Here is a 25,008-nt window from a genome sequence, read left to right as displayed (position 1 = left end):
TATAATTGTAAGAACCTGACTTTAAGCCTCTTGTAGGATTTTGCAAGACACCTTATTCATTTTTGACACTGTGAGCAGTAAAAACTTGAACGCCCAGCCTGTAAAATACGTATAATAGGCGTTCCACATTCCAAACATTCCTTGCCTTCTCGTCCATAAACTGAAAAAGCGTGTTGAAAATAACCAAGTGAACCATCTATATGCATATAATCACGTAAAGAAGAGCCACCGGACAAAATGGCTTCAGAAATCACATTGCGTATATTTTGTGCTAAAGAATCTGCAAATTCACGTGCACGTGTCGTTTTTGATGCCAATGTAAATGCACTACGTTGTGGAGATAAACGACTCCGCCAAAGTGCTTCGCAAACATAAATATTCCCAAGACCCGAAACAATAGACTGATCAAGTAAAACGCCCTTGAGAGACATTTTTTTATTAACAAAAGCCTTTTGTAAATAACGACCAGAAAACGAATTACTCATAGGTTCAAGCCCTAGCTTATTTAAAAGCGGATGTTCATAAAGCTTGTCCGTATCGACTAAAAGCATAAACCCAAAGCGACGCACATCATTATAAATAAGATGATAAAATTCACCATCCCTTGTCTGAATATCCATGATAAAATGGTCATGCTTAACCAATTTATTTCTCGTTGAAAAAGCTTTTCTCAAAATGTCATTCTCTATACGCCATGAACCAGACATTCCTAAATGGCTTAAAATCGTTTCATTATGAGAAAGATGAAATAATAAATATTTCGCACGTCGACCAAGTTCTATAATTTTTCTGCCGATAAGGCGCTCAGAAAACGCCTCAGGAAAAGGAAAACGCAAATCTCTACGATTAAGTTTGACAGATACTATCTTTGCATCAGTTACAACGGACTCAAGTCCACGACGAACTGTCTCTACTTCAGGAAGCTCAGGCATTACTCTTCTTTAATAATTATACACTTTCCAATCGTATGACTGATAAATTGGCTTCTTCCCCCCCCCTCCTCAAAGAACGAAGACTTCCTCTACATCTACTAAACAAATTCTTGATGAGTGGATTTTACTTGGCTTTCTACTCATGTGAGTCATTTAACTAAAGGCTTTATGGCCAAACCCTGCCTTGAATATATACCACACACTCTAAAATACTTAGCGTATCAATGAGACTTGCATACCACCCCACCTTAAATGACGAAGTTTTACAGCATAACAGAATTAAGTCCATTCACCCTTACGAAATACAGGAACTCTTACACCATCTTGGGTAATGCCATCTATGTCAATTTCACCAGAACCAATCATCCAGTCAATATGAATGACACTTTTATTTCCACCACGTGCTGCAATCTCTTCTGACGTCAATGATGCCCCATCTAAAAAGCATTTGGAATAACACTGCCCTAAAGCAATATGACATGCAGCATTTTCATCAAATAAGGTATTATAAAAAAGGAGGTCACTCTTAGAAATTGGTGAAGAATGGGGCACAAGAGCAACTTCACCTAAGCGACTAGCCCCTTCATCACTTTGCAAAACCTGTTGCAAAACTTCCTGACCTGTTGATGCACGAGCCTCAACAATACGCCCTGCTTCAAAACGCATCTCAATATTATCAATCAGTGCTCCTTGATAAGAAAGAGGCTTGGTCGAACGAACAAAACCCTCAACCTTATGAGCATGAGGCGTGGTGAAAACTTCTTCAGTCGGAATATTAGGATTGCAAACAACACCATTTTGAGCCGCAGATGCACCACCATGCCATTCATGATCATCTGCCAAACCAACTGTTAAATCGGTACCTGGTCCTGTAAAATGCAAAGCAGAGAAACGCTGCTCATTAAGCCAAGATGACCGTTGTTTCAAAGCTGCATTATGGACACTCCATGCATGCACTGGGTCCTCATCTGTAACCCGTGAAGCAGCAAAAATTGCATTTGCTAATTTCTTAATCGCCTCATTAAGTGGTAAAGAAGGAAACATCGCCTCAGCCCATCCTGCTGTTGGATATGCAACAATCGACCAATTCATAGCAAAATTAGATATTTTTTTAAGAGCAGGCTGGTAAGCTAACGAAGTCGCCTTATTCAAACGCGCAACCTTGTCAAAATCTTGATTGGACAAAAGCAAAGGATTATCACCAACAATCGCTAAACGTGCTGCCCCATTTTCATAAGCCTTCGCCATTCCCTCATAGAGCCAAGAAGGAGCACAATCAAAACTAGCCGTATGAGCATTTTCAAAACGTGTAAGTGATAACATATCATCACTAAAAATTGGTGTAATGACACCAGCACCAATCTTATAAGCATGATATGCGATACGCCGAACAAAAGGGAGGGCTGAAACTGGAGCAGTTAAAACAAGATCCTGCCCCTCTTGTAAATTCAACCCCACTTTCACTGTAATTTCTGCAAGACGATTAAGCATTTCAGGCGAAATTGTCTCATGAATATCAAAGTACATTACCAATACCCTTCTTTAAATAGAATGCGTTCTTTATGTCGTCATATTATAAATTGTTATTTAATATCTTTTGAATTTACTTTCTCCACGTATAATTATGGATATCATGATCGCTAAAGAGTTCACTTAATTCATAAACTGCAATGGATTGTAAAAACACTTCCTTGGTCGTGCAAAAATTATCGGTTTGTGTACCGTTTTTCTAACATTGCAACAATTGCATTTAACTGATCTGATGAAGGTAACGCCATAATCGGTTTATTTTCTTCTTTCCTAGCTAGATGTTGAGGCGCATAGGCGGGAATGGGAACTTTATCAAGCTGTACCATCGCAAAAGACGTAGGATGGTCCGTCTTGGACTGTGCTACCTGTGTAGAAGAAGATATACTCTTTTCTGTTCTTATTCCTCTACTTTCTAAACTTTCATCCACAAAGCTTGGCGTATTACCAGAACGTTCTTGGGCAAACGCATAAGCAACATCATAAGGGCGATTATTTGTAGGAATTTGAAGTGATCCATCACGCGATCGTTTTTCATAAAAAGCATTTCCCCCTGCAACATGAACATAGTGCATGTTTTTATACGGAAAAGACAAACCAGCGGTATGAAAAAACTTAGCGTGTTTAACTTTCTTATCTCGTTCACCCCGTAAAACGGCATCAGCCGCTTCTCTTACACGAGCAACAGATGCTTTCTCCGTCATAGGACGTGTTAAAACACCAGGAGCAAACTGCTTATATTGACCAACAACACCACAAATCGTCTTAGGATAGGCGGTTGAATTAACACGATTCATAACAACCGTCCCAACGGCAATCATTCCTTCACGGCTTGTGCGATTTGATTCAAAATACATCGCTCGCATAAGGCATTGACGCTCTGTCAATGGATACGTAACCGTTTTTGTCTTATTATTTATTTTTCCAGTATCTAAATGATTTGAAGCACATCCCACAATAACTAACGGCGCTACACAACAGGTAACAAAAACATTCCAACGATTTTTTTTCATCTTATGCAACACATTCCTATAATCTCTAAGCTATTCAAATTTTGAAATGAGCTTTAAATGTATCTCTCAATAAAGTACATAGCTAATTGTTACCACTCAGTAAAACTTTAATACAAGAGGTAATCAAAAAGTATCTATGCAAAATAAAAAATAAAAAACTCTTAATTTACAGATCGATATTGTTATTCTTCACGATTCAATATAGGCCATAATAACCCAGACGTTTCAATTACAATACAATAACACTATCCACTTCTTCTACATACGAAAAAAATAATACAGATATCCCCTTTGAATATAAAATTTTAACAAAATGATCTGAAAGGAAATTCCCCTAGAAAACTCCCCTCCAGCCACAGTGTGAATGATGGTATCATTCAATATACAAATATGTCAAATCAAGAGTTAGAAATCTGCCATGCTTCTCTGAAAAAACTCTTTGTTACTTCTTTGTGCTTTTCCATAAGATGGTTATCTTATTCTTTCTATAGCTGCACTCTAAGAAAATACTCATATATCTACAAACTTATTTTATACATATAAGAAAAATTTTAATCTATTTTCTTCTCACCTACCCCAACTTTATAAGTAAGATCATCGCGAGGACGATCAGAAGACATATGATAACCCGTTATGATATAATGCAACATTTCAGCAATATTGGTAACATGATCACCAATTCGTTCAATGTTTTTTAAACAAAACAGTAAGTGCGTACAAACCGTAATATTGCGCATATCTTCCATCATATACGTCAAAAGTTCACGAAAAAGAGAAGTATACAAAGCATCAATCTTCTCATCACGCTCCCGCACAGCGTCAATACGCTCTAATAAGCGACTCGTATAAGCATTTAACACTTCTTTTAATTGATTGAGCGCTAAAGCTGTAATTGTTTCAAGTCCATGATAAAAGGATGCAGATTGACGTATTTCTGAAAGTGCAACAGTCCTCTTAGCAATGTTTTTGGCCATATCCCCAATCCGCTCAAGATCAGAAGAAATACGAATGGCTCCAATAATTTCACGCAAATCAACAGCCATCGGCTGGCGTTTGCATATAATAGCAACCGCTTTTTCATCAATGTCACGTTCTGCTTCATCTAAAAACACATCATCGGCAATCACTGTCGTTGCAAGTTGAAGATCACTACACACAACCGATGCGACAGAACGTTCAATCATCCTTTCTGCATGGCTCCCCATTTCTGTAATCCTTACTCTTAAATATTTTAGTTCTGCATCATAAGAACGGACAGTATGTTTCATAGACATATCTTACACTCCTCAATTCACCTATCCAAAACGCCCCGTAATATAATCTTGCGTCCGTTGCTCTTTTGGTGAAGTAAAGATCATTTCAGTTGCACCAACTTCTACCAAATGCCCTAAATGAAACATAGCCGTATATTGAGAAACACGTGCGGCCTGTTGCATGGAATGTGTTACAATAACAATTGTATAATTTTGCCGTAACGCATCGATAAGCTCTTCAATCCGTGCTGTCGCAATGGGATCAAGAGCTGAACAAGGCTCATCCATCAAAATAACTTCAGGACTAACCGCAATAGCACGTGCAATACACAAACGCTGTTGTTGTCCCCCTGATAAACTTGTTCCAAGATCATGAAGACGGTCTTTTACTTCTTCAAACAAACCTGCCTGCCTCAAACTCTTTTCAACCACATCATGCAATTCAGAGCGTGTTTTAACCAAACCGTGAATGCGTGGACCATACGCAACATTCTCAAATATAGATTTTGGAAAAGGGCTGGGCTTTTGAAAAACCATTCCAACACGAGCACGCAATTCTACAACATCAATCCTCTGATCATAAATATTCTCCCCATCTAAGGTAATAAGACCCGTTATTTTAGCACCTTCAATTGTATCATTCATACGGTTAAAACAACGCAAAAAAGTTGACTTCCCGCATCCTGATGGACCAATCAAAGCAGTCACTTGATGTTCAGGAATATCAAGTGTAATACCATGGAGTGCCTCTTTGTCTCCATAAGAAACCTTCACATCCTGACCACGCATTTTAATCTTCATTACAAAAACTCACCTTACAAAAATCTTATCGAAATTGTTATTTTATTAAAATTATTGGCGGCGTTCAAATCGTCGACGTAAAAAAACCGCAGAAATATTCATGATCGCAAGAAAAATCATTAATACAATAATAGCCCCTGACGTCTTTTCAACAAAAGCGCGCTCTGCTTCACCTGCCCACATAAAAATTTGAACAGGCAACGCTGTTGCTGGATCCATGGGAGTCGTAGGAATATTAACAACAAAAGCAACCATTCCAATCAAAAGCAAAGGCGCAGTTTCACCCAAAGCCTGAGCTACTCCAATAATTGTACCTGTCAAAATACCAGGCGCAGCTAAAGGAATAACATGATGAAAAATCATTTGTGTTTTTGATGCCCCCAAACCTAAAGCTGCTGCACGAATAGAGAGAGGAACAGCACGCAAAGCAGAACGTGTTGCAATAATAATCGTGGGGAGAGTCATGAGCGCTAAAACAAGACCTCCAACAAAAGAAGCGGAACGTGGTAATCCCAAAAAATTAATAAAAACCGCGAGTCCTAAAAGACCAAAGACAATCGAAGGAACAGCTGCAAGATTATTGATATTAACTTCGATAAAATCTGTAAATTTATTTTTACGTGCATATTCTTCCAAATAAAGAGCCGTTGCTATGCCTATCGGAAGTGAAACCAATAAAACAATGCCTATCATATAAAGAGAACCAATAATCGCAACCCCTAACCCAGCAGTCTCAGGACGACTTGAAGCGCCAAGTGTAAAAAAACCAACATTAAATGTTTTATAAAGCGTACCATCATGCGCTAAACGCTTTATCCATTCTATTTGCCGATTAGAAACTTTACGGTTTTTTTCTGCTACATGCAGATCAATCTGCCCCTTATAAGCAGAATCGATATCCGCAGCTGCCAAAACTTTGATTTTTTGCATTGTGCCAATCAGTCTTGGATTCTTTGTCACCATTTCACGGAGTTGAACACGTACACCACTTGAAAACATACGGCTAACATCCCGCAGAGAGGCTCGATCATTTTGATCGATATCAAGTTTCTTGGCTAACGCATTGCGTACAAGAATTGGATAATTCGCCATTATGAGGACCTGTGGATTTGTTTTATGTTGACCACCTGGATCAATAATCTTTTCATCCAAATAAATCGATAATGTCATTTGACTCTGCAAAAAGGCTGTATAACCTTGACTAATGATAGACCATAAAAGCGCAAATAAAAAAAACAAACCAATAAAAATGGCAATCAAACCATAGGCACGAAAACGACGTTCAGCCCAATACCGACGTTTGAGGCTAATATTGCGACGAGGCAAAAGAATTTTTTCATTCATTCATATTGTTCCCGATATTTACGCACAATATAAAGAGCTAGAATATTCATCAAAAGTGTCATGACAAAGAGTGTCATTCCTAATGCAAAAGCCACCAAAGTTTGTGGAGAGTTAAACTCAAAATCACCAGTCAATTGATTAACAATCTTAACTGTCATCGTCGTCATTGCTTCGAAAGGATTGAGTGTTAAGTTTGCAGCAACACCCGCCGCCAAAACCACAATCATTGTTTCACCAATTGCACGCGATGCTGTCAATAAAATTGCTCCCATAATCCCTGGAAGCGCTGCCGGTATAACGACTTTCTTAATTGTTTCAGATTGTGTTGCTCCTAAACCATAAGAACCTTCACGTAAAATGCGTGGAACAGCTGTTATAACATCATCCGACAAAGAGGAAACAAAAGGAATCAACATAATTCCCATCACAACTCCAGCAGTCAAAACACTTTGCGCCATAATAAAACTAACCCCGTCTGAGAGAGAAGCAGAGAGATCTCGTAAAAATGGTCCTACAACCTTCAAAGCAAAAAAGCCATAAACAATCGTTGGAATGCCAGCAAGAACTTCTAACAATGGCTTCACAATTGCTCGCAATCGCGAAGAAGCATACTCGGCCATATAAAGAGCTGAAAATAATCCTATAGGTACAGCAAAAAGCATGGCAACAAATGCAATATAAAGCGTACCAGCAAGAAGTGGTATTAAACCAAATTGTCCTACTTCACCGCTTGAACCGCTCGCGGAAAAACGCGGATCCCAAACCGTTCCTAAAAAGAAATTTGAAAAAGATACAGACTGAAAAAAGCTTATTGTCTGAAAAAACATAGAAAGTGCAATGGCTATTGTCGTCAAGATAGCAACGATAGAAGCACAAACCAGTCCAATAATAATCAAAGATTCAACCTTATTACGCGCACGCTGATGAGGAGCAATTTGCATTATTCCACAGATAAAACCAAAGAATGCAATAGCAAAAAGGAAACCATAACCAATGAACTGAAGCTTTTCAGAAGAAAATACCCATGACTGTGCCATTTTGTACACATCATCCGATACTTCATCAGGTAAAACAAATCCCTTCGCGAATAATTGTGCCTGCACTGTCTTATAGGAAGCGGTAGAAAGATCCCCTTCAAAGTGATGAAGCATTTTGGCAAGACTTCGAAGAGTCTCCCAAAGTAGATCATGATTTACAGGCTCTATTATATGCGCACTATATGCCTCAAGCTCTTGAGAGGCATTATATTCTAAATAAATTGTACTCCCAGAATCCCAAAAAATTAAAAAAATAAAAGCTGGAATAACAGTAATCAAAAATGTCCACCAGCCATAATAATACGCACGAGAATGCATTTTATGTCGTCTGTATTCAAGAAAGCGTGCGCGCATATAAGAAATACAAAAGCCACAAAATCCAAGAATTAATAACAGCAAAATAATGAAGGAAATGCGCATTTTATCTTTCAGTTTTTATAAAAAAATAGCACCCAAATTTCCTATCCCAGAAATCCAACAAATTTTCCCTGCAAATTATTTCAATGTCATTACTCGACCAGCAGAAAAATCAGAACGCTGTGCTTGACGTTCCTTTTCAGGAGAAACAATCAAACCATATTCAGCCAAAGGACCCTCTGGACCAATCATTTGATCAGAAAGAAAAAAATCAACATACTCTCGCAAACCTGAAATAATACCTAAATGTGCTTTCTTAATATAGAAAAAAAGTGGACGAGAAACTGGATATTGTCCACTAGAAATCGTCTCAACTGTTGGCGCAAAACCGTTAATATCGGCAACCTTTAGCCTATCAGCATTATTTTGATAAAAAGACAAACCAAAAATACCAACCCCTGTTTTATTAGAAGTTAGACGCGCAAATGTTTCAGAATAATCACCATCAATATCAACCGCTTTTCCATCCTTACGTACCGCAATACAAGCAGTGTGTATCTCCTTATCATCCATTCCTAAAGACTTCATCACCTCAACTGCCCCACTCTCTTTACACCCCTCAATAAGTAATTTTTCCTCAAAAACTTCACGTGTCCCATGCTTCTCTCCAGGAATATACGCTGCTATCGTCCAATCAGGAAGAGCACTATTAACTGTACTCCATTTCAAAAAATTATTCGGTTGCAATTTTCCGTCTATAATAATTCGAGCAGCAAGGGCTTTATAAACATCTACTGGCTGTAATTTCCAATCAGGCCCCTTAATATCTGTTGCAAAAACAATGCCATCATACCCAATACGTATTTCCTCAACATCTTTTACACCAGCATCAAAACAAGACTGTAATTCACTCGATTTCATTGCTCGCGAAGCATTAACAATATCAACAGTGTTCTCCCCAATACCACGGCAGAACTCCTTAATACCAGCTCCTGTTCCACCCGATTCGATAACAGGAACCTTAAAATGGGGATAAATTTCTCCAAATGTCTCAGCAACAATCTTTTGATAAGGTAAAACTGTAGATGAACCAGTAATCTGTATTTGATCGCGTGCATTGCCTCCATTTGCTGACAGCAGTAGCGCAAAAATCAATCCCACTCCAATTGATAATACTCTGCTCATCTATAAACTCCCTAAAAATTGAGGACAAAGCCTCTTAATTCATATCATACGGTCATTGTAGTTCACATTTGCACCATAACAAATATAAAAAAACAATATGGATCATTTTTTTAAAACCATGTTTTTATCTTCTGTCAAATAAATTCATTTGAACGCTTGAACTCAATAACATCCCAAAACAAATGAGCAACATCTGTACCGCAGAAGCGTTTAATTTCACGAATTCCCGTAGGAGACGTCACATTGATTTCTGTTATATAATCTCCAATCACATCAATCCCCACAAAAAGAAGACCTCGTTCCTTTAAGGCTGGACCAATGCGTTCACAAATCTCATAATCACGTTTTGTTAACTCAACATTTTCCGCGCGACCTCCAACATGCATATTAGAGCGCACATCTGTTTCTGTCGGAATTCGATTAATAGCTCCAACAGGTGCACCATCAAGCAAAATAATCCTTTTATCTCCTTTTCGTACTACCTCTAAATAGCGCTGAACAATAAAAGGTTCGTGATAAATTTCTGCAAACATTTCCAACAATGATGCTAAATTGCGATCATCTTGTTTTAAATAAAAAACACCAGCGCCCCCATTCCCATAAAGTGGTTTAACAATAATATCGCCAAATGTCTTTCTAAAAGCTGTTATTTCTTCAATATCTTTGGTAATTAGTGTTTCTGGCATCAAATCGGAAAATTCAGTAACAAAAATTTTTTCTGGACTGTTGCGTACCCATGCCGGATCATTCACAACAAGTGTTTTAGGATGAATACGTTCTAACAAATGAGTCGTGGTGATATAATTGAGATCAAAAGGGGGATCTTGGCGTAAAAGAACCACATCCATATCTGTTAATTCTGTGCGAACAGGCTTTTCTAATTGATAGTGGCTTCCCTCTTTATCATGTACAATCAATGGCTCTAGTCGTGCAATCACACAACCATCGCACAGAGATAAACGATCTGGTGTATAATGGAAGAGAGAATGTCCACGTTCTTGTGCTGCTAAAGCGAGTGCAAATGTCGTATCTCCTTGAATCCGAACTGTTGAAATATGATCCATCTGAATGGCAATTTTCATAAATAAATCCTCCCTATCCTAAAAGCAGACTGGTCTATGCATCATAAACTTAGTAAACAATAAAAGAACTATGACAAGAGAAAATTTATGACACAAGAAACAGATACAAAATTAAGCAACGAAGAAATCGAACGCTATGCACGCCACATCATTTTGCCTGAGATTGGTGGTGCAGGGCAACAAAAGCTAAAAAAAGCACGTGTCCTTGTTGTGGGCGCTGGTGGTCTCGGTGCTCCTGTCTTAACCTATTTGGCTGCCGCAGGTGTTGGAACCCTTGGAATTATCGATAATGACATTGTTTCACTTTCCAATTTACAACGCCAAGTTATTCATAAAACAAGTGCAATGAACAAAAGCAAAACAGACAGTGCTGAAACCACTATAAAAGCAATAAATCCCCATGTTGTAGTTGAAAAACACACCCTACGCTTAGATAACAGTAATGTGGATAAACTGCTCAATGCTTACCACATCATTGTTGATGGAAGTGATAATTTTACGACACGCTATCTTCTTGCTGATCACGCTGCCCAATGTAAAAAACCTTTAATAAGTGGTGCTGTAGAACGTTTTAATGGCTCATTAACCGTCCTTATGCCATATAAAGACAATAATCCTCACTATCGCGATTTATTTCCCACGCCTCCTGCTCCCGATACTATTCCAACATGCGCTGAAGCTGGAATTATCGGTGTTTTACCCGGTGTTATTGGGACCCTACAAGCAATGGAAGTTATTAAAATGATCACAAACATCGGAGAGCCATTAGTAGGAAAGATTCTTCTCTATAATGGATTATTAGCACAATTTAATATTATTACTTATAAACGCTCAAATTATAAAGAAAATGCCATAGTTATTAAGAAGCTTGGAGAATCTTGATGATGTTCTCTCTTCCACTAACTTTTAGCACTCTCGCAATATGTATTGAAATACTAATATTTTATCGTAAGTCATCGAAACATTGTAACCAATGAAACCTATTAAATTTATCACAAATATGGAAAACCTTTTGTGAAAAAATAATTCTCTATAATGGATTATCATCATAATTTCATGTCATCGTCTATAAATAGACAGAGACTCGTGCAAACTTAGCTCCCATCAATATTCTTGTGTAAAAAATTTTCAACGTAGATAAAAATACAATCAACGGAACTCTATTCAACTATTTTACTAGTCACACATAAAAATTGTTTCACATGAAAGTGCTCACTTCAAACCATAACCTATAAATAATCTAAGTCATATTTTAGTGATCGGTACTATAAAAGGTCAATGATCTGTCCACACACTTCTAACCTTAAGAGAAAACGTCTATTCATCAAGCATCATAAAATGCAGCTTAGGATTATTGCACGTATAAGAACAATCAATTGTCTCAGTTCATAAGAAAAATACATGGGAATTGATGTAAAAGTACATAGGGATTGATGTGTATAGAAGGATTGAGATAAACCTCATGGAGAGCTTTAATTACATAATTATTGCATTCAGAAGCAGAAAGCAGCGGCTCATGAATTGATAATCCTTCAGCAATAATTTCACAGACAAGTATATGTAGAAAAAGTGAAGCACACAAATCTTGAAAACCAATCCACAGACGACAGTGTAAAAAGTGCATTTTTATAAAAGATCTCTTTAAAATAAGCGAGTAAATATGCAATGTTAAATGTGTTCTGTTTTGCGTGAGGGGCGTTCGCCCTAACAAAACATCAATAAGAGCTCTTTTTATAAAACTGTGAAACTAAAATTACAAAAAAATCAGACTTCTTTCTAAAATTAACATCTATGGTATAAGTTAATTTGGCTCGTTCGCTTTATTATTATCCATTGGTAAAGGAACAGGATGATCGGATAAACTGCGTAAATAAAGCAAAAGATCAGCACGATCTTGGTCATTTTTAATTCCACGAAAAGACATAATAGTCCCAGGAAAAGCTTCACGCGGAGAACGCAGATAACGATCTAACGTTACAAAATCCCATTTTTGATCAGAGTGCGCACGCAATGCCCGTGAATAAGCAAAACCTGCTGATGATGCCAAAGGGCGGTCAACAATCTCCCAGAGAACTGGACCAACACGCCCTGCTTCATTGCGTCCAGAAGTATGGCATATGGCACATTGGCGAAAAATTTTACGGCCATTTTCAAAATTGCCTTGTTGAAGTCGGCTATTTAGTGATAGGGAAACATCAGGTGCTTTTTGTTTTTCTTTAAATATATCGTTCTTGGTAACTGTATGATAATATTGAACTGATGTAGGATGATCATAAACTATATTGCTGAGTGTGGAAATTCCCACAACAATGACCAACACACATAAACAAGCAAAAACAAAATAGATAACTCTCCAGCGATTCATAAAAACTCAAATGTTCATGGTTTCATTACCATTTTTAGTATAAGCTTTTTCTTTATAACACACAACATCCTAAATGCATCACAGACGACGTTTGGAATCTTGCAATGGCTCTTGAACCAATTATTCTTATTCCTGCCCGTATGGGCTCAACCCGTCTACCTCAAAAAGCTCTCGCTGAAATCGCTGGAAAGCCGATGATTGTTCATGTCGCAGAACAAGCAAAAAAAGCCGCATTAGGTCGAACCATCGTTGCAACAGATCATAATGATATCGCTAAAGCTGTTGCAGATTATGGGCATGAATATATCATAACACGAGGTGATCATAAGTCTGGATCTGATCGTATTTATGAAGCTTTAGTACGCATTGATCCTGAACAACGCTACAACGCCATTTTAAATATACAAGGTGACCTACCAACAATCATGCCTCGTGAAATCATTCGTGCACTACGCCCTTTAGAAAATAGCTTTACTGATATTGCAACCTTGGGTGCTCAAATCATTGAAGAAAATGAAACAAGAGATCCCAATGTTGTCAAGATCATTGGGACACCGCTTTCTCAAAATCGCCTTCGTGCTCTTTATTTTACTCGCGCCACAGCACCCTATGGAGATGGTCCTCTTTATCACCATATTGGAATATACGCCTATAGGCGCGAAGCACTTGAAAAATTTGTATCATTCAACCCCTCACCACTTGAGAAACGTGAAAAACTTGAACAATTACGTGCATTAGAAAACAATATGCGTATTGATGTGGAAATAGTCGATACAATTCCCTTAGGTGTAGACACACAACATGATCTCGATAGAGTTTGTGAGATTTTAGCATGAAAATACTTAAAAAAACCAATAAAATTTCTTTCCAAGGAGAATACGGCGCTAATTCCCATATTGCTTGCTCCAATATGTTCCCCAATATGGATGCTGTTCCCTCTGCTACTTTCGAAGACGCTCTTAATTTAGTGGAAAGCGGGAAAGCTGATCTTGCTATGATCCCTATTGAAAATACTCTTGCAGGGCGCGTTGCAGACATTCATCATCTTTTACCGCAGTCGTCTCTTTATATTATTGATGAATATTTTTTACCTATCCATTTTCAACTCATGGTTTTGCCCGGCGTTACATATGACGAAATTAAAACCGTCCACAGCCATACGCATGCCCTTGCACAATGCCGAAAAATCATACGAAACAACGGTTGGAAACCTGTTGTTTCTGCTGACACCGCTGGAGCTGCAAAATTTATTAAAAAAAATGCTAAACGTTCACAGGCTGCCTTAGCACCTTTAATCGCAGCAGAACTCTATGGACTTGATATTCTTGAAAGAAATGTTGAAGATAACCCTCATAATATTACCCGTTTTGTCATCCTTTCACGCTCCAAACGGCATGTCCCCAAACCTCAAAATGGCGAAAAAATCATCACCAGTCTTCTTTTTCGAGTGCGCAATGTCCCCGCAGCTCTCTATAAAGCTATGGGAGGATTTGCAACGAATGGTATCAATATGACAAAATTAGAAAGCTATCAAATTGGTGGAAATTTCAATGCAACACAATTCTTTGTTGATATTGAAGGACATCCTGAAGACCCGATGATGAAACTTGCCTTAGAAGAATTATCTTTCTTTTCTGCAGAACTGCGTATTATCGGTACTTATCCAGCACAAAACGATCGAACATCGTATATATAAAAGCAATTAAGCTGCTATCATTTTTTGTTGATATCAAAAAGCATCGTAAAAATTTCATAATGCAACGCATCTTGAAAGGGCTCGTTTTTTTCTACTCAACACCCTTCATAAACACTGAAGAAGAAAAAACAGCTCGTAATAGAATATATAAATTATTTTCATAATATTTTCTCACAAATTATATCATGATAAACCGCAATTCAACTCGTATAAAAACCAGTGTAAAAAAACACAGTAACCAAAAATAAAAACGCTTGTACCATCTATTTCCCTTTATATATTCAAAGAGAGACTCTTGAGAAAAGTCATTTCCTCTGACAATATTCCAATAAAGATAACGAACTTCTAAATTCGCTCTCAAAACAATTAAAATTATTATACATAATAGAGCATTCGAATCTTTTAGATTAATATCATTCTAAACATGGTTTAAAACTAGAAAATGCAACTTAGCCCTGATTTTAGCGTTAAGTTTGAACTTGTATCTTTATAAAAACTGATTTATGATTCACCTCACTTTAGAAAAAAGGAGAGGATAATGAAAAAAATCTTCACGCGAGGATTATTAGCCGCAAATATTCTCGCCTACTCTAGTGTTGCATTTGCTGGCTTTGGTGAAAAAAAATGGAATTTTGCGCGGGATGAAAGTGTTGTGATCACACCATCCTATACATTCCAGCAAGGAGTTGAATACTCTTGTAATACCTTTAAACCGAAGAAAGTATCCTTTACTTTATCATACTCTGCCCCTTCTGATTTAAACAAATTGAGAATTTTTGTTGATGATGAAAAGAAAATAACCCATGATAAAGAAAAGAAAATCTTTACCCTAAAAAATATAAAATCTCTTCATATAAGTTTTCCTTGGTCAGGACATTATATTTTTAAAAATATTACGAACAAAAAAGTTGTTGGAACAGATTGTGACACAGGAGGTTATGATTAACAATATTTCTATAACATCTAAATTTGAGTAGAGTTATTCTTTTTTTTAGGTGTTTTTTTCAAAATACGGCATAATGAGCCATTAAAACTAATCGCTGAAAAGATTATTTTTATACTAATATGGCAAACCTTAAGATGCTTATAAGGTTAGATATTAAAGAACTTTTGCGAAAACTAGAAGACTAGACTTAAATTGTTCTGTATTTTCTACTATCAGAGCTATTTTTTTAATAAGAATATAACTTCTATCTTCGCAACTGCTTTATTTTAAGTACTATAAAGCACATCGTACCCAAATCACTTAGATAAACAGAAAAGTAAAATTTGCATCTACAGATGCATTCCTCACTGCACTTTAAGTCATACTCATTCAGCTTTTTATAAAAATTTATCTCGCTTTTCTCTTTTCGTTAAAAAATTTAATTATTTAAAGCTATAAAATGTCGTGTATATAAAATACCATTTTTACAGTTATAAAATCATAAATCTGTGCCAGCCACCATTATTATTTTATAGCTTTTAAATTGCATCGTCTCTTGTATGAGTACAGTCCTTAAAAGATATGTGAAATCTTTTCTCCAATAATGGGAACACATATATTGATTTATCTAGTGATGAGCCCAACGTCTTTAATGAAGAAAATCAGCACTCAAGAAAAAAGAGCGATAACATCTACTCAAGATTTACATTCATAGATGTTAAAAGAAAAAATATTACGTATTTGATATTCTCGTTCACAATAGAAATGATGAAACTTTCTTATAAGTCAAGATACTGATTTATAAATATAATTCTCTGTTCTGCATATTGAATGAGAGTCCTGAATATCGTAAGATTCTTTCATTTCAAACTTGTTTATCTTGAATCAATCAAAACCATCTCCTTGTACGTCAAAAGCGGGATGAGTGTGGGGATAAAACTGTATAAGAAAGGAGTAAAATGGCTTTTATGAACCATCTTAAGTGCCAAGGGCTGTTGCAACACCCACAAGTTGGCAAATATTAATGATGGTGCCGGCGTGCTTCTTCACAAATGTAAAGATGGAGTTGCTCAATGGATTTATACCTCAGAAGCAGTATGTATACACTTTACAAGTGATGCGATGAAATAGAGTTAAAAATATTTCGTGTAAAAGCATGTAAATGTAAAACTTAAGTGTATTGTGTTTAGAGTGTTCTGTTTTGTATGAAGGGGGAGACGTCATTGAATCAATATTTTATAATTTTCATAAACAATATTCTTCCTCTAAATTTCTCATTATAATTCATTGCACGATCTATATGCTTTATTTTCCTTTTTTGCCGTTGCAAATTTTAATGATTCAACTTCGTAATTTTAGAACAGACGGAGCTATCCTAAAATTCTTACAGGCAAGTTTGAACGAATGATTATAATTATACATTCAGATTATCTTAAACGAAGAAAATATTTTCATCCCCAATAAATATGAAAAACTCCTGCTATGAAAACTGATAAATCCTCAATCTCTTTGTTGTTTATATGTCAATAAATTAAACGCAAAGGAAAATTCTTTGTCGTTCTTAGGATATTTTTCGTTTCCGAGCTTGATTTTTCATTCCAAATCGACAATATGAACTCGGGAGGTTGGTGGTGGACGAACTACTCGCCAACTGGGTCAGGTCTGGAAAGAAGCAGCCCCAACGAGTTCTGGTACGGGTCATTGTTCCAACCTCCTATTTTGCTGAAGAAATTATTTTTTATGCTGTCTTTTAGCGAGGTATTTTTAATCTTCAGAGCGGCATTTGTATGCAGCAAATAAAGGGATTTTGTTGTTTTTAAACAAATTGTCCCATAAATAATTTGATTAAGAAAAAATCCTTTTATATGAGACTACAGTATTGATCTATGCTTTTGTATTATCAAAATGTACGCATAAAGAACTTCGAAGTTGGAAATATTCATGGAAAATTTACCGGTAGAAACAGCCTATCGTGTTCTTGCTCGTAAATATCGACCCCAAAACTTCTCTGACCTCATTGGTCAGGAAGCTATGGTGCGTACTCTCACCAACGCCTTTGAAAAAGGTCGTATTGCACAAGCGTGGATGTTAACAGGGATTCGTGGCGTAGGTAAAACCACAACAGCACGTATTTTGGCACGTGCGCTTAATTATAAAACAAAAGATATTGACCAACCAACAACTGTATTGGACTCTCTTGGTGAACATTGCACACAAATTATCGAAGGACGCCATATTGATGTTATAGAAATGGATGCCGCTTCTCATACGGGCATTGATGATATTCGTGAAATTATTGAACAAATACGCTATCGTCCTGTTTCTGCACGCTATAAGGTTTATATTATAGATGAAGTACATATGCTCTCAACACAAGCCTTTAATGGTTTATTGAAAACTCTTGAAGAACCACCATCCCATGTAAAATTTATTTTTGCCACAACAGAAATTCGCAAAGTTCCTATTACAATTCTTTCGCGTTGCCAACGTTTTGATTTGCGACGTATTGAATCAAAAGCTTTGAGTGCACATTTGCGCCAAATTGCGAAATATGAAAAGGTAGAAGTAGAAGATCAAGCACTCTCTATTATTGCCCGTGCTGCAGAAGGATCTGCACGTGATGCATTATCCATTTTTGATCAAGCGATTGCCCATAGCAATGGCAATGTTAATGCTATTGCGGTGCGTACAATGTTAGGATTAGCGGATCAAGCACGTATTATTGATCTTTTTGAATTTATCATGAAGGGCGATGTTGTCAATGCGTTACATGAATTACGCAGTCAATATGAAGCAGGTGCTGATCCTCTTACTATATTGACAGAACTAGCCGATTTTAATCATCTGGTCACACGTTTACGTTTTACACCAGAAATAGTGGAAGATTTCTCACTAACTGAAGAACAACGTTTAAAAAGTTTAGACTTTTCAAAAAAACTTTCCGTTCCTGTTTTATCCCGAAACTGGCAAATGTTACTCAAAGGATTACAGGAAGTTAATCAAACTGCACGTCCACTTCAAGCCGCTGAAATGCTTTTAATTCGTCTTGCTCACACAGCTGACCTACCAACTCTTGATGAAGCTTTAAAAAAGCTTACGCAAGAAAAAACACCTCTCACACTCGTTACAAATTCTTCTCATCAAGAATCTACAAATGCAAATAATATAACAAAAGAAACAATGGTCGGAGCCCATGCTTCCTCGAGCATTTCAAATACATTAGCCGATCAATCAGATTTAAAAACATCTTTGAAAAACCAATTAGATCATTCCTTACAACCAGAAAATTTAGTTAAAAATCAAAACCATGACAAAATCAGCGCCCAAGAAGTAACAGAAATTCTAGAAACTTCTCAATCTACTGATCTTTCTGAAAAGATTGCAAATTTATCGCATTCTGTCACGCAAACAACAGAAAAGATTACTGAACCTAAAACTCTCGTGATTAATTCTTTGCACGATATTGTTCAATTAGCCGAACAGCATAATGACGTTCCTTTCAAACTCCTTGTTAAAGAATTTGTTCATCCTGTTTCTTTTGAAGCTGGGCATATTACCTTGAGACTTTCTGAAAATACCCCACAATTTCTTGCTCATGATATAGAAAAAAAGATATCTCAATGGACTGAAAAACGCTGGACAATAACTTTTGTTAATGAAGGAGGTGGCCCAACCTTACAGGAGGAAAGTATAGCGATTCAAAAGACTCTTTTTTCCAATGCAGAAACAGATCCTGATATCGCAAAAATCCTCAATCATTTCCCAGAAGCAAAAATTGTCGATATTCGACTCAATAAAGAAGAAAATGATCTTGATTTACTCTCCAATACCTTTAAAAATGCTGATATTTTTAAAAATAAAAATGATATCAATGATGAATAAGGATACCTATTCCTATGCGTGAAATGATGAGCATGATGAAAAAAGCCAAAGAAATGCAAGAAAAAATGCAGAAGATTCAGGAGGAAATGGCGAATTTACAAGTGGTTGGTGTTGCTGGCGGTGGGCTTGTCAGTGTTACATTAAACGGCAAAAATACCATAACCGCCATCCAAATTGACCCTTCATTACTCAAACCGGAGGAATCTGAAATTCTTGAAGACCTTGTTATGGCAGCCCATAATGAAGCCAAAGCAAAAATTGAAATGGCTATGGAAGAAAAAACTAAAAGCATGACAGCAGGGCTACCACTCCCATCAGGTTTCAAGCTTCCATTTTAATGAAACGGTTTTTTCCCGCGAGACAAAAATATGTCTAAATACATTGCAGGACCTGAGATTGAACGTCTCATTCAGATTTTATCACGGTTACCAGGTCTTGGTCCACGTTCAGCGCGTCGTGCTGCGCTTCATCTTATCAAAAAAAAGGAGACATTGCTGGAGCCTTTGGGAGCAGCAATACAAGCAGCTATAGAAAAAGTCGGCATTTGTTCTGTTTGTGGAAATGTCGATACTGTTGATCCTTGTTCAATTTGTACAGATTTGCGCCGCGATGATACAACAATCATCGTTGTTGAGGATATTGCTGATCTGTGGGCCCTTGAGCGCGCAAAAACTTTAGCCGCACGTTATCATGTGTTGGGTGGACGACTCTCCCCCTTAGATGGAATAGGTCCTGACGAACTCAACATTGCCACCTTAATACAGCGTGTTGTACAAAACCCTATTACGGAGATTATTCTTGCTGTCAATGCGACTGTCGAAGGTCAAACAACTGCTCACTATATCACTGATCAGCTTTCTAATTTTCCAGTTAAAATTACGCGACTTGCTCATGGTGTTCCTGTAGGAGGTGAGCTTGATTATCTTGATGATGGAACTTTAGCAGCAGCTGTACAAGCAAGAACAAATCTTTAAAACTTTTTCTTCTTAACCTTTAGCTCTTTAATGACGGGGGAATATTAAAATGATAAAGAAAAATCTCTCACTTTTAAACGACTTTGGTCCTGGTATTTTAGTATGTTTACTCATATCAGCCTTAGCTTATGGCTTAGAAGTTGTAGAAAAACAGCTTTTTGCAGAAGCGTGGCTTGAAAGCCTTGTTTTGGCAATTCTTTTAGGCTCTATTACCCGTAGTTGTTTTACTTTGCCAACATATTTTCAAAAAGGTATCACCTTTTGTGCAAAAACACTTCTCGAAATTGCTATTGTTCTTCTAGGTGCAAGCATTAGTATTAATGCAGTCCTTTCAGCTGGTTGGAATTTACTTGCTAGCATCGTATTCGTTATATTCATAACAATTATCCTTAGCTTTGTCATTGGTCGACTTTTCGGGCTTTCTACACATTTAGCAATGTTAGTCGCTTGCGGGAATGCTATTTGTGGCAATTCAGCTATTGTCGCTGTTGCACCTGTCATAAAAGCAAAACATGACGATGTAGCCGCGTCAATTGCCTTCACTGCTCTTTTAGGAATTCTTATTATTTTATTTTTACCCTTTTTACATCCATCTTTGAATTTGTCATTTAGCCAATATGGCGTGCTTGCTGGCATGGTTGTTTATGCTGTACCGCAAGTTTTGGCAGCAACAGCATCTATCTCTTTTGTAAGCGTCCAAATTGCAACAATTGTTAAATTGGTACGCGTTCTCATGTTAGGTCCTGTTATTTTTATTCTATCAATTATCTATCATCGCTCAGCACAAACACGTTTTCGTCTACATACTCTTGTGCCATGGTTTATAATCGGCTTTATTATCATGATGCTTATCCGCTCAAGCGGACTTATTCCTGAAACGGCTATAAATCCGATCAAACTTACTGCTCAGGTGTTCACTATCATTTCAATGGCAGCATTAGGTTTAGGTGTTGATATACGATCATTAAAAAAAGCGGGATGGCGCGTTATTTTGGCTTCAACCTGCTCCATAATTATTCTCGGTATTTGTAGCCTTATCATGATACAATTGAATGATTTAAATCATATAATACTTTGAAATATGCATTAATTGTTTCTTTTTTTAAGGGAGTATATAATAAATCAAAGATTTACTAATATCAAAAACAGTTCTTTCATAAAATCAGCAAAAATTCTAAAAATTTGCTTATTATCCTATATTCTATACAAAAAATTGAAAATGCTACGATATGAAGTGAAAACTATCGAATTTGCTTTTTCAATAAGCTTTTCAGTCTATAGTGATTTGCAACGGTATAGTATTCAATATGGAACGCATACAAAATAATGCTCTTTATTTCAGATCTGATTAAGTTAATTTTTTTATAGAAGACTGATAGAATATGTTCTTTAATGAAGTCATCCTTCTCACGAAGAGAAAATACCTAAAACAGAACATATTTATGTTGCTCATTCACGTGCTTGTAAAAAAATACCTCTCAAGGCACATGAACTCCCTTTCAAGGCTGTGCCTGTGAATAATATAATGTAAAATCCCTATAAAGTGTATAAAATACATTATGCACCTCCCTCTTCGCTTCATAAAGTCACAAGCCTCTAGTATCAAACTCTTGCTAACTCCCAATGTTGCAATAGCTCTTGCATTTAAATGGTTTATGAGAGAAATTTTACTCTTTTCTTCAATAGTTTTATCCACACGCCAACTCTCTTTCATGCCGTGTAAGAAAAAGATTTTAATTTATGAGTTTGAAATGAAAAAATCTTACAATATCCAAGGATATTATTGAACATGGCAATAATAAACTATTATTATAAAATCAATTCATTGATAACAAAAACCAATAAGAATCACATCAACATCTCGTTCTATCCCATAAAAAGATATTGTTGCTTATTGGCACTAGTAACTTTCTTACAAATGAAATATACGATAATGAAAAGATTAAAAATACAGCAGGACTTTTATTTATCGTTTTATTCAACTAAAATATTTTTATGCTTATCCTTGCTATAGATACTGCTTCGATTTATTGTGCTGTTGCGCTTATTCGTCATAAATCTGTTATTGCGCGTATCAATGAGCGCATGAACAAAGGACATGCTGAAAAACTTATTGAGCAGATTACACAAATAATGACACAAGCCAATATGACGCTTGATCAAGTTGAGCGTATTGCTGTCAATATTGGACCTGGGTCATTTACTGGTGTACGTGTCGGTGTTGCAACAGCACGCGCTTTGGCATTAGCACTTGAAATACAAGCTGTTGGAGTGAGTGCTCTTGAAGCGTTAGCAGCACAAGTCATAAACAATAAAAGTACAGCATCGGCAATTACTGTTGTCATTGAAGCAGGGAGAGGGATGTTCTATCATCAAAATTTTCATAATAATCTCAAACCTTTGGGAGAACCGGGATTAAAAACAATGGAAAATATCCTCGAAGATTTGCCAAAAAAAACCCGCCTGACTGGCCCAGCTGCTGATGTCGTTGTGGAACATGTTAAAAACCATAAAATATACGAAAAAATTGTCCTAGAAAAAATCCCCTGCGAAGCGGCCGATATTGTAAACTATGCTTATCTTGCTGCAAACAAACAACCACAAAATTCACCTCGCCCACTCTATCTACGCAGTGCTGATGCAAAACAACAAACCGATTTTGCTTTACCACGAAAAAAATAATGTCCAAATTTTCATTGACAAAAAAGAATTTTGGAATTGCTCCGCTACAAGTTCATGATAGTGCTGCTCTTCATCAAATTCATCAGCATTGTTTTACCCCTTCTTGGGAAAAACAAGCTTTTGATAATTTCTTAACAGATCACTCTATCTTCGGATACAAAGCTTTTCTCATTGATCACTCTGATCAAATTTTAGGCTTTTGCCTATGCCGTCTCATCCTTGATGAAGCAGAAATCATCACAATTGCTGTTCATCCTCATTATCGTCAAAAAGGAATTGGTACCTTTCTTATCGAAAGCACAGTTCACTATCTTCACGACAAGGGCGCCATAAAATTATTCTTGGAAGTAGAAGCCACAAATCTTTCTGCTTTGAACCTTTATCAACGCTTTGAATTTCAAAAAATTTCTGAACGTCTTGCCTATTACGCGTCAAAAAATGGTCGTGGTGATGCAATTATCATGCAAAAAACTTTTAAGCAAATAGATTGAGATTTGTGTAAAAAACATTTAGACAAGCACTATGAATAAAGTAAATCCTAAAAATACATCTCCTGTTGCTCCTAAAAAGGTTTTTATCAAAACTTATGGATGTCAAATGAATGTTTATGATAGCCAACGGATGACTGATAGTCTCAGTTCGCAAGGCTATGTGACAACACAAATTCCCAATGATGCCGATCTTATTCTTGTTAATACCTGTCATATTCGTGAAAAAGCAGCAGAAAAACTTTATTCTGATCTCGGTCGTTTGCGCGTTATGCGTCAAGAGCGCACACCTGATAAACCCCTTATGGTTGGTGTAACAGGTTGTGTTGCACAAGCTGAGGGAAGTGAAATCTTGCGCCGTGCTCCAACAGTGGATCTTGTTATTGGTCCACAAATGTATCATCGCCTGCCAGAATTGTTAGAAAAAGCCAAACAAGGGAAAAAAATTATCGAAACAGACTATGCTGTTGAAGATAAATTTGCTCATTTGCCGCCCCATAATAAACATGCAGTAAGAAAACGAGGTGTGAGCGCATTTTTAACAGTACAAGAAGGGTGCGACAAATTTTGCACTTTTTGTGTTGTTCCGTACACACGCGGTGCTGAAATATCACGGTCTGTCGAGCAAATTACTGAAGAAGCCCGCCAGCTTATTGAAGCAGGTGTTAAAGAGATTACGCTGCTTGGACAAAATGTCAATGGTTGGCATGGACAAAGTGCTGATGGCAAAACTTGGCGTCTTGGCGATCTTCTTTATCATCTTGCAAAACTCGATGGTTTAAAGCGTTTGCGTTACACAACCAGCCACCCGCGTGATATGGATGATAGCCTTATTGCCGCACATCGAGATCTTGATATGTTAATGCCTTACCTCCATCTGCCTGTTCAATCAGGTTCAGATCGCATCTTAAAAGCCATGAATCGCCAACACAAAAGTTCTCATTATCTTCATCTTATCGAAAAAATTCGGACTGCACGACCCGATATTGCCTTTTCAGGTGATTTTATTGTAGGATTTCCAGGCGAAACAGATGAAGATTTTGAAGAAACCATTAAACTTATTCAACAAGTGCAATACAGTTCAGCTTATTCTTTTAAATATTCCCCCCGTCCTGGAACAGTGGGAGCCACAATGAAAAATCATGTTGATGAATCTGTAAAAGATGCCCGACTTCAACATTTACAAATCCTTCTCCTTGAGCAACAAAATGCGTTTTTGCGTTCTAAAATTGGTCAAAAAACGAACGTTCTCATCGAAAAACCTGGACGTCACTCAGGGCAAATGGTAGGACGTTCCCCTTGGCTTTTACCTGTTGTCGTCGATACAGAAGCCTCTACAGGTAGCGTGATAGAAATTCATATTAAAAATGCAAGCTCAAACAGTTTTGTTGGTGAAGTGACAAATAGATAAACATGCCTCTAACACCTTGTTCACAATAAATATTTTGGAAAACTCTTTTATTTT

The 25,008-nt window shown here is 36.9% G+C and carries 21 protein-coding genes and 1 other RNA gene; 12 read left to right on the top strand and 10 right to left on the bottom strand.

Annotation, left to right across the window (positions count from 1 at the left end):
- Positions 1-56: 56 nt before the first annotated feature.
- From mutM to gshB, 9 genes are all read right to left on the bottom strand, one after another.
- The gene (gene mutM, locus ACFILZ_RS06420) at positions 57-932 is read right to left on the bottom strand and encodes a bifunctional DNA-formamidopyrimidine glycosylase/DNA-(apurinic or apyrimidinic site) lyase (protein WP_375606811.1); all 876 of its coding nucleotides are present in this window, start codon (positions 930-932) and stop codon (positions 57-59) included.
- Between the two features lie 279 nt (positions 933-1,211).
- Positions 1,212-2,459 (bottom strand): aminopeptidase, encoded by a 1,248-nt coding sequence (locus tag ACFILZ_RS06415; RefSeq protein WP_375610529.1) that lies wholly within the window; start codon positions 2,457-2,459, stop codon positions 1,212-1,214.
- A gap of 179 nt (positions 2,460-2,638) precedes the next feature.
- The gene (locus tag ACFILZ_RS06410) at positions 2,639-3,472 is read right to left on the bottom strand and encodes a cell wall hydrolase (RefSeq protein WP_375610530.1); all 834 of its coding nucleotides are present in this window, start codon (positions 3,470-3,472) and stop codon (positions 2,639-2,641) included.
- Positions 3,473-4,023: 551 nt separating this feature from the next.
- Positions 4,024-4,746 (bottom strand): phosphate signaling complex protein PhoU, encoded by a 723-nt coding sequence (gene phoU / locus ACFILZ_RS06405; protein WP_375610531.1) that lies wholly within the window; start codon positions 4,744-4,746, stop codon positions 4,024-4,026.
- A gap of 21 nt (positions 4,747-4,767) precedes the next feature.
- On the bottom strand, positions 4,768-5,526 hold the full coding sequence (gene pstB / locus ACFILZ_RS06400) for a phosphate ABC transporter ATP-binding protein PstB (protein ID WP_139412809.1): 759 nt from the start codon (positions 5,524-5,526) through the stop codon (positions 4,768-4,770).
- A 51-nt stretch (positions 5,527-5,577) separates the two neighbouring features.
- A complete protein-coding gene (gene pstA, locus ACFILZ_RS06395) occupies positions 5,578-6,870 on the bottom strand; it encodes a phosphate ABC transporter permease PstA (protein ID WP_375610532.1) in 1,293 nt (430 codons plus the stop codon).
- Entirely contained in the window at positions 6,867-8,327 is a 1,461-nt protein-coding gene (gene pstC, locus ACFILZ_RS06390) for a phosphate ABC transporter permease subunit PstC (protein WP_375610533.1), read from the bottom strand. Before pstC ends, pstA begins: the two co-directional genes overlap by 4 nt.
- Positions 8,328-8,402: 75 nt before the next feature.
- The gene (locus ACFILZ_RS06385) at positions 8,403-9,449 is read right to left on the bottom strand and encodes a substrate-binding domain-containing protein (protein ID WP_375610534.1); all 1,047 of its coding nucleotides are present in this window, start codon (positions 9,447-9,449) and stop codon (positions 8,403-8,405) included.
- 134 nt (positions 9,450-9,583) lie between these two features.
- Positions 9,584-10,531, bottom strand: coding sequence for a glutathione synthase (gshB, locus tag ACFILZ_RS06380; protein ID WP_375608046.1), 948 nt, complete (start codon positions 10,529-10,531; stop codon positions 9,584-9,586).
- Between the two features lie 87 nt (positions 10,532-10,618).
- Here gshB and ACFILZ_RS06375 point away from each other — a divergent pair, with 87 nt between their 5' ends.
- Entirely contained in the window at positions 10,619-11,413 is a 795-nt protein-coding gene (locus ACFILZ_RS06375) for a molybdopterin-synthase adenylyltransferase MoeB (RefSeq protein ID WP_375608045.1), read from the top strand.
- Between the two features lie 919 nt (positions 11,414-12,332).
- On the opposite strand, the gene ACFILZ_RS06370 is transcribed toward ACFILZ_RS06375, so the two are convergent.
- Positions 12,333-12,896, bottom strand: a complete 564-nt coding sequence (locus ACFILZ_RS06370; protein WP_375610535.1) for a c-type cytochrome — start codon at positions 12,894-12,896, stop codon at positions 12,333-12,335.
- Positions 12,897-13,000: 104 nt separating this feature from the next.
- On the opposite strand from ACFILZ_RS06370, the gene ACFILZ_RS06365 reads away from it, so the two are divergent.
- The 11 genes from ACFILZ_RS06365 to miaB all read left to right on the top strand — a co-directional run bounded on the left by ACFILZ_RS06365 (position 13,001) and on the right by miaB (position 24,954).
- On the top strand, positions 13,001-13,732 hold the full coding sequence (locus tag ACFILZ_RS06365) for a 3-deoxy-manno-octulosonate cytidylyltransferase (protein WP_375610536.1): 732 nt from the start codon (positions 13,001-13,003) through the stop codon (positions 13,730-13,732).
- Positions 13,729-14,592 (top strand): prephenate dehydratase, encoded by an 864-nt coding sequence (locus ACFILZ_RS06360; protein WP_375606800.1) that lies wholly within the window; start codon positions 13,729-13,731, stop codon positions 14,590-14,592. The genes ACFILZ_RS06365 and ACFILZ_RS06360 overlap by 4 nt, the downstream gene beginning before the upstream one ends.
- Positions 14,593-15,130: 538 nt before the next feature.
- On the top strand, positions 15,131-15,538 hold the full coding sequence (locus ACFILZ_RS06355; RefSeq protein WP_375610537.1) for a hypothetical protein: 408 nt from the start codon (positions 15,131-15,133) through the stop codon (positions 15,536-15,538).
- A 1,599-nt stretch (positions 15,539-17,137) separates the two neighbouring features.
- Positions 17,138-17,235: signal recognition particle sRNA small type (ffs, locus tag ACFILZ_RS06350), an RNA gene on the top strand.
- A gap of 223 nt (positions 17,236-17,458) precedes the next feature.
- Complete coding sequence (locus tag ACFILZ_RS06345) at positions 17,459-19,399, top strand: DNA polymerase III subunit gamma/tau (RefSeq protein ID WP_375610538.1); 1,941 nt, start codon at positions 17,459-17,461, stop codon at positions 19,397-19,399.
- A gap of 14 nt (positions 19,400-19,413) precedes the next feature.
- On the top strand, positions 19,414-19,737 hold the full coding sequence (locus ACFILZ_RS06340; RefSeq protein WP_375610539.1) for a YbaB/EbfC family nucleoid-associated protein: 324 nt from the start codon (positions 19,414-19,416) through the stop codon (positions 19,735-19,737).
- 30 nt (positions 19,738-19,767) lie between these two features.
- The gene (recR, locus tag ACFILZ_RS06335) at positions 19,768-20,373 is read left to right on the top strand and encodes a recombination mediator RecR (protein ID WP_375610540.1); all 606 of its coding nucleotides are present in this window, start codon (positions 19,768-19,770) and stop codon (positions 20,371-20,373) included.
- Between the two features lie 49 nt (positions 20,374-20,422).
- Complete coding sequence (locus ACFILZ_RS06330) at positions 20,423-21,451, top strand: YeiH family protein (protein WP_375610541.1); 1,029 nt, start codon at positions 20,423-20,425, stop codon at positions 21,449-21,451.
- Positions 21,452-22,368: 917 nt separating this feature from the next.
- The gene (gene tsaB, locus ACFILZ_RS06325) at positions 22,369-23,055 is read left to right on the top strand and encodes a tRNA (adenosine(37)-N6)-threonylcarbamoyltransferase complex dimerization subunit type 1 TsaB (protein WP_375610542.1); all 687 of its coding nucleotides are present in this window, start codon (positions 22,369-22,371) and stop codon (positions 23,053-23,055) included.
- Positions 23,055-23,546: a ribosomal protein S18-alanine N-acetyltransferase gene (gene rimI, locus ACFILZ_RS06320; RefSeq protein ID WP_375610543.1), complete on the top strand. Its 492-nt coding sequence runs from the start codon at positions 23,055-23,057 to the stop codon at positions 23,544-23,546. Before tsaB ends, rimI begins: the two co-directional genes overlap by 1 nt.
- Before the next feature lie 31 nt (positions 23,547-23,577).
- Positions 23,578-24,954 (top strand): tRNA (N6-isopentenyl adenosine(37)-C2)-methylthiotransferase MiaB, encoded by a 1,377-nt coding sequence (miaB, locus tag ACFILZ_RS06315; RefSeq protein WP_375606793.1) that lies wholly within the window; start codon positions 23,578-23,580, stop codon positions 24,952-24,954.
- The last annotated feature ends 54 nt before the right edge of the window (positions 24,955-25,008 follow it).

Origin of the sequence: Bartonella sp. AP40SXNS, assembly GCF_042195825.1 — a bacterium.
Classification (GTDB): domain Bacteria; phylum Pseudomonadota; class Alphaproteobacteria; order Rhizobiales; family Rhizobiaceae; genus Bartonella.
The sequence above is the reverse complement of the archived record's forward strand: the minus strand, read 5'-3'. Positions and strand labels throughout refer to the sequence as shown.

Bases quoted from the DNA above. Each gene is read 5' to 3' on its own strand.
- ACFILZ_RS06375 (WP_375608045.1), top strand. From the start codon at position 10,619: ATGACACAAGAAACAGATACAAAATTAAGCAACGAAGAAATCGAACGC.
- gshB (WP_375608046.1), bottom strand. From the start codon at position 10,531: ATGAAAATTGCCATTCAGATGGATCATATTTCAACAGTTCGGATTCAA.
- ACFILZ_RS06365 (WP_375610536.1), top strand. From the start codon at position 13,001: ATGGCTCTTGAACCAATTATTCTTATTCCTGCCCGTATGGGCTCAACC.
- ACFILZ_RS06355 (WP_375610537.1), top strand. From the start codon at position 15,131: ATGAAAAAAATCTTCACGCGAGGATTATTAGCCGCAAATATTCTCGCC.
- ACFILZ_RS06415 (WP_375610529.1), bottom strand. From the start codon at position 2,459: ATGTACTTTGATATTCATGAGACAATTTCGCCTGAAATGCTTAATCGT.
- pstA (WP_375610532.1), bottom strand. From the start codon at position 6,870: ATGAATGAAAAAATTCTTTTGCCTCGTCGCAATATTAGCCTCAAACGT.
- pstB (WP_139412809.1), bottom strand. From the start codon at position 5,526: ATGAAGATTAAAATGCGTGGTCAGGATGTGAAGGTTTCTTATGGAGAC.
- recR (WP_375610540.1), top strand. From the start codon at position 19,768: ATGTCTAAATACATTGCAGGACCTGAGATTGAACGTCTCATTCAGATT.
- ACFILZ_RS06410 (WP_375610530.1), bottom strand. From the start codon at position 3,472: ATGAAAAAAAATCGTTGGAATGTTTTTGTTACCTGTTGTGTAGCGCCG.
- pstC (WP_375610533.1), bottom strand. From the start codon at position 8,327: ATGCGCATTTCCTTCATTATTTTGCTGTTATTAATTCTTGGATTTTGT.
- ACFILZ_RS06385 (WP_375610534.1), bottom strand. From the start codon at position 9,449: ATGAGCAGAGTATTATCAATTGGAGTGGGATTGATTTTTGCGCTACTG.
- rimI (WP_375610543.1), top strand. From the start codon at position 23,055: ATGTCCAAATTTTCATTGACAAAAAAGAATTTTGGAATTGCTCCGCTA.
- ACFILZ_RS06370 (WP_375610535.1), bottom strand. From the start codon at position 12,896: ATGAATCGCTGGAGAGTTATCTATTTTGTTTTTGCTTGTTTATGTGTG.
- tsaB (WP_375610542.1), top strand. From the start codon at position 22,369: ATGCTTATCCTTGCTATAGATACTGCTTCGATTTATTGTGCTGTTGCG.
- ACFILZ_RS06340 (WP_375610539.1), top strand. From the start codon at position 19,414: ATGCGTGAAATGATGAGCATGATGAAAAAAGCCAAAGAAATGCAAGAA.
- ACFILZ_RS06330 (WP_375610541.1), top strand. From the start codon at position 20,423: ATGATAAAGAAAAATCTCTCACTTTTAAACGACTTTGGTCCTGGTATT.
- ACFILZ_RS06345 (WP_375610538.1), top strand. From the start codon at position 17,459: ATGGAAAATTTACCGGTAGAAACAGCCTATCGTGTTCTTGCTCGTAAA.
- phoU (WP_375610531.1), bottom strand. From the start codon at position 4,746: ATGTCTATGAAACATACTGTCCGTTCTTATGATGCAGAACTAAAATAT.
- mutM (WP_375606811.1), bottom strand. From the start codon at position 932: ATGCCTGAGCTTCCTGAAGTAGAGACAGTTCGTCGTGGACTTGAGTCC.
- ACFILZ_RS06360 (WP_375606800.1), top strand. From the start codon at position 13,729: ATGAAAATACTTAAAAAAACCAATAAAATTTCTTTCCAAGGAGAATAC.
- miaB (WP_375606793.1), top strand. From the start codon at position 23,578: ATGAATAAAGTAAATCCTAAAAATACATCTCCTGTTGCTCCTAAAAAG.